The 10,543-nt window shown below is 67.3% G+C and carries 8 protein-coding genes; 3 read left to right on the forward strand and 5 right to left on the reverse strand.

The window, feature by feature from the left end; all coding sequences use genetic code 11:
* The first annotated feature begins 171 nt into the window (after positions 1-171).
* Entirely contained in the window at positions 172-1,359 is a 1,188-nt protein-coding gene (locus ACQR1D_RS03570) for an ABC transporter substrate-binding protein (RefSeq protein ID WP_434838149.1), read from the forward strand.
* A gap of 61 nt (positions 1,360-1,420) precedes the next feature.
* On the opposite strand, the gene ACQR1D_RS03575 is transcribed toward ACQR1D_RS03570, so the two are convergent.
* Genes ACQR1D_RS03575 through ACQR1D_RS03590 form a run of 4 tightly spaced genes read right to left on the reverse strand, consistent with a single transcriptional unit; the run spans position 1,421 to position 6,032 of the window.
* Positions 1,421-1,813 carry an MAPEG family protein gene (locus ACQR1D_RS03575; RefSeq protein ID WP_315801661.1) on the reverse strand — a complete coding sequence of 131 codons (393 nt, stop codon included), beginning with the start codon at positions 1,811-1,813 and terminating at the stop codon, positions 1,421-1,423.
* A 28-nt stretch (positions 1,814-1,841) separates the two neighbouring features.
* Complete coding sequence (locus tag ACQR1D_RS03580) at positions 1,842-2,924, reverse strand: lipocalin-like domain-containing protein (protein WP_434838148.1); 1,083 nt, start codon at positions 2,922-2,924, stop codon at positions 1,842-1,844.
* Complete coding sequence (locus ACQR1D_RS03585) at positions 2,914-5,376, reverse strand: FtsX-like permease family protein (protein ID WP_434838147.1); 2,463 nt, start codon at positions 5,374-5,376, stop codon at positions 2,914-2,916. The genes ACQR1D_RS03580 and ACQR1D_RS03585 overlap by 11 nt, the downstream gene beginning before the upstream one ends.
* Complete coding sequence (locus ACQR1D_RS03590; RefSeq protein ID WP_434838146.1) at positions 5,373-6,032, reverse strand: ABC transporter ATP-binding protein; 660 nt, start codon at positions 6,030-6,032, stop codon at positions 5,373-5,375. Before ACQR1D_RS03590 ends, ACQR1D_RS03585 begins: the two co-directional genes overlap by 4 nt.
* Positions 6,033-6,288: 256 nt before the next feature.
* Here ACQR1D_RS03590 and ACQR1D_RS03595 point away from each other — a divergent pair, with 256 nt between their 5' ends.
* Both ACQR1D_RS03595 and ACQR1D_RS03600 read left to right on the forward strand, forming a co-directional pair.
* Positions 6,289-7,593: an MFS transporter gene (locus ACQR1D_RS03595; protein WP_434838213.1), complete on the forward strand. Its 1,305-nt coding sequence runs from the start codon at positions 6,289-6,291 to the stop codon at positions 7,591-7,593.
* Between the two features lie 64 nt (positions 7,594-7,657).
* Entirely contained in the window at positions 7,658-8,530 is an 873-nt protein-coding gene (locus ACQR1D_RS03600; protein ID WP_434838145.1) for a tetratricopeptide repeat protein, read from the forward strand.
* 4 nt (positions 8,531-8,534) lie between these two features.
* Here ACQR1D_RS03600 and ACQR1D_RS03605 read toward each other — a convergent pair whose 3' ends face one another.
* On the reverse strand, positions 8,535-10,250 hold the full coding sequence (locus ACQR1D_RS03605; RefSeq protein ID WP_315801656.1) for an N-acyl-D-amino-acid deacylase family protein: 1,716 nt from the start codon (positions 10,248-10,250) through the stop codon (positions 8,535-8,537).
* Between the last annotated feature and the right edge of the window lie 293 nt (positions 10,251-10,543).

A 10,543-nucleotide genomic window follows, 5' to 3' on the forward strand; every position in this document is an offset into this window, starting at 1 on the left:
CGGCTCGTTGTTTGGGCGCGAATGTAGCGGAGGAGCCAGCGTCCCTCAACATGGCTGTCAGCCGATTGACCGAGGCGGGAAGGGGATGGGCGCGGCCGGGGTTCTGGCATAACATGAGCGCGCATTCCAACGAATGACATCTCAAGACCAAGACATGCGGGGAGAGACCATATGAAATCGGGTTTGCTGGCTTTTGCTGCCGTCGGTGCGCTGCTGGCGGCGGCGCCGGCGTCGGCACAGGTCAAGATCGGCATCCTCAATGACCAGTCCGGCGTCTATGCCGACTACGGCGGCAAATATTCCGTCGAAGCGGCCAAGATGGCGATCGAGGATTTCGGCGGCGAGGTGCTGGGGCAGAAGGTCGAGCTGGTCACCGCCGACCACCAGAACAAGCCCGATCTCGCCTCCACGATCGCGCGGCGCTGGTACGACACCGAGGGTGTCGACATGATCACCGAGCTGACGACCTCCTCGGTCGCGCTGGCGATCCAGGAGCTGTCGAAGGAGAAGAAGAAGATCGACATCGTCGTCGGCGCCGCGACCTCGCGCATCACGGGCGATGCCTGCACGCCCTACGGCTTCCACTGGGCCTATGACACCCGCGCGCTCGCGGTCGGCACCGGCGGCGCGCTGGTCGAATCCGGCGGCGACACCTGGTTCTTCATGACCGCCGACTACGCCTTCGGCTATGCGCTCGAGAAGGACACCAGCGACATCGTGACGTCGAAGGGCGGCAAGGTGCTGGGCTCGGTGCGCATCCCGCTCAACTCGTCGGACTTCTCCTCCTTCCTGCTGCAGGCGCAGAGCTCGAAGGCCAAGATCATCGGGCTTGCCAATGCCGGCCTCGACACCACCAACTCGATCAAGCAGGCGGCCGAGTTCGGCATCGTCAAGGGCGGGCAGAAGCTCGCCGGCCTGCTGATGACCCTGTCCGAGGTGCATGGCCTCGGGCTGGAGGCGGCGCAGGGCCTGATCCTCACCGAAGGCTTCTACTGGGATCGTGACGACAAGTCCCGCGCCTTCAGCGAGCGCTTCATGAAGCGCACCGGCCGGATGCCGAGCATGATCCACGCCGGCACCTATTCCGCGACCTTGTCCTATCTGAAGGCGGTGAAGGCCGCCGGAACCAAGGACTCCGACGCGGTGGCTGCGAAGCTGAAGGAGCTGCCGGTCGACGACGCCTTTGCTCAAGGCAAGGTGCTCGCCAACGGTCGCATGGTGCACGACATGTATCTGTTCGAGGTAAAGAAGCCGTCGGAATCGAAGAAGCCGTGGGACTACTACAAGCAGCTCGCCACGGTGCCCGGCGACAAGGCGTTCTTCACCGCCAAGGAGAGCGGCTGCCCGCTGACGAAGTGATCCTGCCACGCTAAAGGGGTCGTCCCGGCGAAAGCCGGGACGACGGAAGAGGGCGGAGCGGTCAGCCGTGCAGCATGCGCCAGAGAATGGCGATGAGCGCGCCGACCAGCAGCGCCGAGGCGGCGAGCGCCTGCACGCCGAAGCCGGGGCCCCGCTTCTCCGCGGCCTTGGCGTAGGACAACATGTACATCGCGCGGCCCGCGATCCAGACGAGGCCGATCAGGGCCGCGATCGTGTCGCTGACATAGATCGCGAACAGCCACAGCGCCGGCAGGAAGATCGGCAGCCATTCCAGCGTATTCACCTGCACGCGATAGGTGCGCTCGAAATCGAGATTGCCGGTGACGGCCGGCGCCTTCACGCCGAACCGGGCGCGCGCCTGCGCGACGCGGACCGCCATGTAGAAATACAGCATGAGCGCGAGCACGGTGACGAGTGCGGTGAAATGATACATGCGCGGTTCCCCCCTTGATGACGGCCTGTTAATATCCCGTCAGCTCGAGATAGCCCACCCCGGTGTGGCTGCCCTTGAAGCTGATCGGTCCCTCCCAATACGGCACGCGGGTGCCCATCCAGGCCTTGGGGTTGAGCGGCGCGGTGTCGATGGCGATGCCGAGCGCGGCGATCTCGACGCGCCAGCCGACCGGAAGTCGGCGTTCGCCAATCGCAACGACGTCCTTCGGCGTCATCACGATGCCCCCGGGACCAAGCGCGTGTGAGGCGCCGTCGGCCGTGATCCAGGTGCCCGAAATGTAGTCGCCATTGCCCTGCCGCATCCGGTACAGCATCAGCTTCTCGCCGCCGGAAAAATGCAGCGCGAACCAGTCCCAGCCGCTCTGGTCGGAGGCCAGCGGCTGGCTGCTCCATTCGCGGTCGAGCCAAGCCTGGCCTGAGACCTCGACCGGTTGATCGTCGAAGCTGATGCGGCCGCGGGCGCGGTAGAACGGCTGGCTGTAGTAGTAGGACGCTTGGCCGCGCTCGGATTTGCGGCTGTAGCCGCCGATGCCCTGCAGCACCACGGGACGATCGGCCTCGAGATGCAGCGCGTAGGAGAAGTCCGGTCCCGCGGCGCGCATGTCGAGCGGCGCCAGCGCTCGATCGTCGGTTGCGGCGGTGCCCCGCAGTTGCCAATCATCGATCCAGGCCTGGAACGGCTTGGCCTCGACGCCGGCCTGGCCGACACCGCCGCGCGCGAACTTTTCCGTCGAGCGGTGGCTGTCGGCGCGCGTCACGGCGGCATGCGCCATCCACAGCTGCTGATTGTCGAAGCCTTCGCCTTGCGGCCCCGGCCGCGCCGCCGAGCGGAACAGCGTCCATTGCAGGCCGTAGGCCTTGCCGCTGGCGTCGCTGAGATTCGCGGTGACGTACCACCATTCGATGCGGAAATCGTCGTGCGGGCCGTGGTCAGCTGGGAAGCTGAACTCTCGTCCCGGCGTCACCGGCGCAAAGCCCTCGGCGCTGTCGCTCAGGCCCGCAAAGCCCTGCGCGCGCGCGAGCCGCGGCAGCGCCAGCAGGCCGAGCCCGCCGATCAGCCCGCGCCGCGTGATGATCGCTCTAGCGCTCAATGGTGAAGGTCCTGACCAGATCGGCCGGCTGCATCCGCGCCAGCCGCAGCACCGGCAGCAGCGAGGCGATCACCGCCGCCACCAGCGTGACGATCAGCAGCCGGATGAGCTGCAGCGGAAACACGTCGAACGGCAACCGCCAGCCGAACGCCTTGACGTTGACGATCGCGATCAGGCACCACGCCACGACCAGCCCGAGCGGCAGCGCCAGCAGCGCGGTCAGGCCGGCGAGCGACAGCGTCTTCAACAGCTCCACTTCGGCGAGCCGCCGCCGCGTCAGCCCGATCGCCCATAAGGGGGCAAGCTGCGGCAGCCGCGAGTTCGCGAGGGTCAGCAGGCTGGTCAGCAGCGCGATCGCCGCGACGCCCAGCGTGAAGGTGTTGAGCGCGCCGGTGACCGCGAAGGTGCGGTTGAAGATCTGCTTCGACTCCTGCTTCACGGTCGCCTGGTCGATGACATTGCGGCCGTCCAGGCCGAACTTGTCGGTGAGAGCAGCGATCAGCCCCGGCACGTCGGCCGGCGCCGCGCGGACGGCCATGCGCGTGATCGGCGTCGCCGGAAAGCGCCGCGTCAGCGCGGCGACGTTGACCGTGACCTGGCCCTTCGGATTGCCATAGTCGGCATAGATCCCCACGATAGTGATGCGCCAATCGCCGGTCGGCGCGGCGAGGTCGATGCTGTCGCCGACAGACAGATTGAGCCGCCGCGCCAACTGCTCGCTGACGAAGCCTGCGTCGCCGCGCACCAGCTGCTTCCACGCGTTGGCGTCGGCCTGCAGCAGCGGCCAGTGCGCGCGATAGGTGTCGTGATCGGGCAGGCCGAGCACATCGATCGGCGCGCCCGCCAACTGCGTCTCGGCGCGGCCGCCGGGCAGCACGGCCTGCACCTCAGGCCGTGTACGCAGCCAGCTTTGAATCTCGCGCGCCTGCGCCTCATCCGCTGCGCTGATGTAGACGTCGGCGGCGAGCCGGCCGTCGAGCCAGACCAGGAAGGTGCGGCTGAAGGTCTCGACCATCGTCGCGACGCCGACATTGACGGCGAGCGCCAGCAGCAGCGCCATCAGCGCCAGCGACAGGCCCGAGATCTGCTGGCGGCTGTCGGCCCAGAACCACTGCGCCAACGCCGTCCGCGCGCCGCGCTCGCCGAGCCGCAGCACGAGCTCCAGGACCGCCGGCAGCAGCAGCGCGGCACCGAGCATCATCGCCGCGAGCACGCCGAAGCCGGCCAGCAGCGATTGTCCGAGCCACAGCAGCAGACCTGCTGCGACGAAGAAGGCGAGCGCGATGGCGCTCTGCAAGCGCAGCCAGCGCCGCTGCGCCTCCTGCCACGCATAGGGCTGCGCGGTGGACAGGATCGGCAGCCGCATCGATTTGATCAGGCTCGTGGTCGCGGCGGCGAGCGCGCCGGCGATGCTGATGACGAGGCCCGCAAGCCACCATTCCGGCTGCAGGCTCAGTTCGCCCGGCACCTGCGCGCCATACAGCCCGCGCAGCGATGCCGCTACGTTCGGCAGCAGCGCGGCGGCGATGATGTAGCCGCACACCAGTCCGGCCAGGCCCGCAACCAAGGCAAAGCCGATGAGCTCGCCGATCAGCACGCCATTGAGCTGCCGCGCCGACACGCCGCAGGCGCGCAAGGTGCGCAGCACCGGCAGCCGCTGCTCGAAGGCGAGGCCGATGGCGGAATTGACGATGAACAGGCCGACGACGAAGGACAGCAGGCCGAAGGCGGTGAGGTTGAGGTGGAAGCTGTCGGTCAGCCGCTCCAGGTCGGTCTCGGCCTCCGGCTGCACGAGCTGCAGCCGGCCGCCGGCGAATGACTGCAATGGCGGCCGTTGGCCCGCCGCCTTGCCGACGAGCAGCCGCGAAATCTGGCCGGACTTGTCGAGCAGCCGCTGCGCGTCGCTGATATCGACCACGAGCACGCCGGGCGCGAGCTGCTGCTGCGCCATCACGGGCGGCAGCATCGCGTCGTTGCTGAGCCGCGGCGTCGCGCCGTCCTTGAGGCCGAGATCGGCCAGCGTCTCCGGCGAGATCAGCGTGCGATGCGGCGGCGTCAGGAATGCCTCGAGCTCGCTGCGCCCGACCCTCGGCGCATCGCCCACCTCCCGGGGGATGCTGAACGGCTCGATGCCGAGCAGCCGCAGCGAATGGCCGCCGATCTGCACGCGGCCCTCGAGTACCGGCGACACCGGCCAGCCGGCGCGGCGCAAGTCCGAGAATACGCTCTGCGGCAGCATCTTGCCGTCGCGCGCGACCAGCATCGGCGTGCGCGCGCCGCCGAAGATCGCCGCGGCGCGATCATACGAGCTGCGCGCCTGCTGGTTCAGCGCCTGCACGCCGCTCCACAGCGCGGTCGCCGAGATCAGCCCGATCAGCAAGGTCGCGAGCTGCATCGGATGCCGGCGCCAGTGGCTGAGCAGCACGGCGAGAATCCACAGCGCGCGCCTCATGCGATGCGCCCGGCATGCAGGTGGACGTGGCGGTCGAGCATCGCCGCGAGCCGCGCGCTGTGCGTCACCATCAGGAAGCCGCAGCCGGTGCGCGCGACGAGGTCGCGCGTCAGCGCCAACACCTCGTCGGCAGTGTCTTCGTCGAGATTGCCGGTCGGCTCGTCCGCGAGCAGCAGCGCCGGCTTGATCGCCAGCGCGCGGCCGATCGCGACGCGCTGCTGCTGCCCGCCCGACAATTGCTCGGGATAGCGCTTGAGCAACGGCTTCAGCCCGAGCCGCTCGACCAGCTCGGTGTGCCACGCCGGATCATGTCGACCGGCCAGCCGCGCCTGGAAGCTGAGATTGTCCTGCACCGACAGGCTCGGCACCAGGTTGAACTGCTGGAACACGAGGCCGAGCCGCTCGCGCCGGACCGCGGCGCGTCCAGCATCGTCGAGCGCGCCGACCGAGGCGCCGTCGAGCAGGATGTCGCCGCCGTCGGCGGCATCGAGCCCGGCGATGAGATGCAGCAGCGTGCTCTTGCCGGAGCCGGATTCGCCGGTCAGCGCGACGCGCTCGCCGGAGGAGACGTCGAGGTCGACGCCGCGCAGGACGTGGATCGGCTCGCCGCCGGATCGATAGGATTTGGTGAGATGACGGACGCTGAGCACGAGCATGATCGGGGTTGTTGCGTCACAACATAACAAGGGCCAACGCGAACATCACCTGCTCGTTCTTCGTGACGCCGCCGATGTGATGCCGGCCGCGCGCAATCAGGTTGCGAGGGTATCGCGATGCAGCCCAAGAGGGCGGATTCCCGCGTTGCAGCAACAACTTGGCGCGCGAGCCGGTTGCCTGCGAAGCCGCTTCGTGGGTAGCATCGTCGAAACGCCCGGATGACAGGGGCGGATCATGACAGAACGGGGAACGACCATGGCCGCGCCGACGACGCTGAAGGGCACATCCCGCGCAAGCGCGACCCCGAAGGGCGCCTGGAAGATCACCTTCCTGCTGTTCCTGTTCATGCTGGTGAACTTCGCCGACAAGATCGTGGTCGGGCTCGCCGGCGTGCCGATCATGACCGAGCTCAACCTGAACCCCGAGCAGTTCGGCCTGCTCGGCTCGTCCTTTTTCTTCCTGTTCTCGATCTCCGCCATCGTCGTCGGCTTCGTCGTCAACAAGGTGCCGACGCGCTGGGTGCTGCTGGTGCTCGCGCTGATCTGGGCGGTGGCGCAATTCCCGATGGTCGGCACCGTCGGCTTCACCACGCTGCTGATCTGCCGCGTCATTCTCGGCGCCGGCGAAGGTCCCGCCGCATCCGTGGCCGTTCACGCCGTCTATAAATGGTTTCCCGATGAGAAACGGGCGATGCCGACCGCGATCCTGTCACAGGGGTCGGCGTTCGGTGTCATCCTCGCAGTGCCCGCGCTGAACTGGATCATCGTCAATCACGGCTGGCACTATGCCTTCGGCGCGCTCGGCGTGGTCGGGCTGATGTGGAGCGTGGCGTGGCTGTGGCTGGGCAAGGAAGGGCCGCTGGCCGAGGTCGAGCTCGCCGGCCTGCGCGAGCAGCGCGTCCCGTATCTGCAATTGCTGACGTCGCGCACCTTCGTCGGCTGCGTTGCCGCGACCTTCGGCGCCTATTGGGCGCTGTCGCTCGGGCTCACCTGGTTCACGCCGTTCCTGGTGAAGGGGCTCGGCTTCTCGCAGCAGCAGGCCGGCTTCATCTCGATCCTGCCCTGGATCTTCGGCGCGTGCGTCGTGCTGACCACGGGCTTCGTGTCGCAGACGCTGATGGCGCGCGGCGTGTCCACCCGCATCGCCCGCGGCGTGCTCGGCGCGACGCCGCTCGTGATCGGCGGCGCCCTGATGGCGATGATGCCGCATGTCGACGCCGCGTCGGCCAAGATCGCACTGCTCGTGGTCGGATCGGGATTGTGCGGCTCGATCTACGTCGTCTGCCCGCCGATGATCGGCGAGTTCACGCCGGTCACGCAGCGCGGCGCCGCCATGGCGATCTACGGCGCGCTCTATACGCTGGCGGGCATCGTGGCGCCGGTGGTGATGGGCAAGATGATCCAGGCCTCCGGCAGCCTGCTCGAAGGCTACATGTCCGGCTTCACCATCAATGCGGTGATCATGGTGATCTCCGGCCTGCTCGGCCTGGCGTTGCTCTGGCCGAACAGCGAACGCGCCCGCCTGCAGGCGCAGCAGGCTGCCGCGCCGGAATTTGCGTGATACAACCCCTGCCGGGGGTCATCAGGAGGCGGCCTCGCATTCATCCTTGCTGAGGTCCTGCACGATGCGCCTGTTCTATCATATGCTGCACTACTGGCGCGGTGCGCGATGCCTGAAGATCGAGGACTTCCCAGGCGCCATCCTCCACTTCAGCAAGGTGATCCAGCTCAACCCGCGCAACTATTACGCCTACCATAATCGTGGCGTCGCCCTTCAGGGCATGGGAAGCCACGCCAGTTCGATCGCGGATTTCGGCCTGGCCCTCAAGCTGAAGCCGAACGCGCAGACATTCGGCGCCCGGGGCGTGTCGCGGAAACTCCTTGGCGACTTGGACGGCGCCTTTGATGACCAGACGCGAGCTCTCGCTCTCGACCCCAGGGTCGCCGCGGCTCATGGCGAACTCGCGTTCCTTCATCACGTGAAGGGCGATTCGGATCGCGCGATCGCCGAGAGCACGACGGCGATCGGCCTCGCCCCCAAGGACCCCATCATGCAGAGGGGGCGTGGCTATATTCAGTTTTGCCGCGGCAGGTTCGATGCCGCGGCAGGGGACATGGAAAGATCGCTCGCGCTCGAGTTCGATCCCTATGCGGTTCTGTTTCTTTACCTGTCGCTCGCCCGGTTGCCGGGGCGCGCCAGGCCCGACCTCGCCGCTGTAGCATCGCGCTGGACTGCGGCGCAGTGGCCTGGACCGGTGTTCGATCTGCTGATGGAGCGTTCGACGGCGCAGCAAGTGCTGAATGCGACCGCAACGGCTCCCGAACAGGCTGAAGCCTATTTCTACATCGGTGAGTGGCATCTCTTGAACGGTCGCCACGACGACGCCGCACGGGCACTGGAGATCGCCCTGCGCTCGTTGCCGCCATGGTTCAACGAATACTCGGCCGCACGATCCGAGCTTGCGAGGCTCGCCGAGACGGTCGCCGCGGCCAGTTGATGTCTCAGCTCACACGGCGCGCTCCCCTGACCAGCCGCCCCGGCCGTGCGCCGGTGGCCTCGCCGTGGCGGCGCGTGACCACGCCGGACACGATCGTCGCGTCGTAGCCGTCGACCTCCTGCATCAGGCGGCGGCCGCCGACCGGCAGGTCGTAATGCACTTTCGGCGGATGCAGGTGCAGCCGGTCGTAGTCGATGACATTGACGTCCGCCTTGTAGCCCGGCGCGATCAGGCCGCGATCGTCGAGGCCGACGGAGAGGGCGGTCTTGCGCGACTGCGCGGCGACGACGAACGGAATCGACAGCCTGTCGCCGCGCTTGCGGTCGCGGGTCCAGTGCGTGAGCAGATAGGTCGGGAAGCTGGCATCGCAGATGATGCCGCAATGCGCGCCGCCATCGCTGAGGCCGGGCACGCTGCGCGGGTCACGCAGCATCTCGTAGGTGGCATCGAGATTGCCGTCGGAATAGTTGAGGAACGGCACGTAGAGCATGCCGCGCCCGCCGTCCGTCAGCATCGCGTCATAGGCCAGTTCCTCGGGGCGACAGCCGCGGGCGCGGGCCTGGGCGCCGAGCGACCGCTCGGGCGGCTGCTCATAGTCCGGCGGATCGCCGAGCAGGTACATCTTGTCGTAGTTCGGCTTGAAGAACAGCGGGTCGTCGGTCGCGCTGGCCTGCTCGCTCAGGATCGCCGCGCGAACCTGCGGATCGCGCATCCGGGTGACGCGCTCCGCCAGCGGCAGATGCGCGATCGCCTGATAGCTCGGATGCGTCTGCAGCGGGTTACGCGACAGCTCCAGCCCGAGCAGCAGCCCGACCGGACGCGCCGCGATCTGCGCCGTCACCGACAGGCCGCGCGCAGCGGCGGCGTTGATCTCGGCCAGCGTCTGCCGCCAGCGCTGCGGCGCGCGGTCGTTCTGCGTCACCGAGAACGAGATCGGGCATTTCGTTGCCTCGGCAATGCGCAGCATCATCGGCAGGTCTTCATGGATGGTCGAGATGTCGAGCACGAATTGCAGCACGCTGCGGCCGGCGCCGTGCATGGCCTGCGCGATCGTCGTCAGCTCGTCCTCGCCGGCCTTCAAGGTCGGTGTGTAGTCGCCGGTCGAGGTCCGGTGGTTGAGCGTGCGCGAGGTCGAGAAGCCGAGCGCGCCGGCCTTGACCGCATCGCGCGCCAGCGCCGCCATCGCGCGGTTGTCGTCGGCGGTGGCGGGATCACGCCGCGCGCCGCGCTCGCCCATCACATAGACGCGCAGCGCCGCATGCGGCAGTTGCGCGCCGATGTCGAGATCGAATTCACGCTTGCCCAGCCACTCCATGTAGTCCGGAAAGCTCTCCCATTCCCAGGGAATGCCGGCCTCGAGCACCGGCTCGGGAATGTCTTCGACGCCCTCCATCAACTGGATCAGCCGCTGATGATCGGCCGGCCGGCACGGCGCGAAGCCGACGCCGCAATTGCCCATGATCGCTGACGTGACGCCGTTCTGCGACGACGGCGAGATGTCGTGGCTCCAGGTGACCTGGCCGTCGTAATGGGTGTGGACGTCGACGAAGCCGGGCGTGACCAGCTTGCCATGCGCGTCGATCTCCTCGCGGCCTGAGGCTGTGACCTTGCCAACCTCGAGGATGCGGCCGTCCGCGATTGCAACATCCGCCTCACGCAGCTCGCCGCCCGAGCCATCGGCAACGGTTCCACCACGGATCACGAGATCTGGCTGGGTCATGGCGTGTCTTCCCCGATATTGTCATTATCGGGACATCATCGATGCATGGACGGTGATGTCAACACGCGGGAAGAGACAGCAGCGTTGCATGGAGAGGTGGAAGCGCGTCTCAAGCGTCGCGCAACTATCAGAGGTGCTCATCATTGCGCCCTCTCCCCTTGTGGGAGAGGGCATGTAGGACAGATCAGCAAGCTCGGTCGGGTGAGGGGTCTCTCTCATTGGCGCTAACTTACCAAATTAACGCTTGGTATTCTCGTTTTCTTGGCGGCTCTTGGAGATGGCGTTGAATGTTC

Source organism: Bradyrhizobium sp. HKCCYLRH2047 (assembly GCF_051168175.1).
GTDB lineage: Bacteria > Pseudomonadota > Alphaproteobacteria > Rhizobiales > Xanthobacteraceae > Bradyrhizobium.

Coding starts and splice junctions, on each gene's coding strand:
- ACQR1D_RS03570 (WP_434838149.1), top strand. CDS start 172: ATGAAATCGGGTTTGCTGGCTTTTGCTGCCGTCGGTGCGCTGCTGGCG.
- ACQR1D_RS03575 (WP_315801661.1), bottom strand. CDS start 1,813: ATGTATCATTTCACCGCACTCGTCACCGTGCTCGCGCTCATGCTGTAT.
- ACQR1D_RS03585 (WP_434838147.1), bottom strand. CDS start 5,376: ATGAGGCGCGCGCTGTGGATTCTCGCCGTGCTGCTCAGCCACTGGCGC.
- ACQR1D_RS03590 (WP_434838146.1), bottom strand. CDS start 6,032: ATGCTCGTGCTCAGCGTCCGTCATCTCACCAAATCCTATCGATCCGGC.
- ACQR1D_RS03595 (WP_434838213.1), top strand. CDS start 6,289: ATGGCCGCGCCGACGACGCTGAAGGGCACATCCCGCGCAAGCGCGACC.
- ACQR1D_RS03600 (WP_434838145.1), top strand. CDS start 7,658: ATGCGCCTGTTCTATCATATGCTGCACTACTGGCGCGGTGCGCGATGC.
- ACQR1D_RS03605 (WP_315801656.1), bottom strand. CDS start 10,250: ATGACCCAGCCAGATCTCGTGATCCGTGGTGGAACCGTTGCCGATGGC.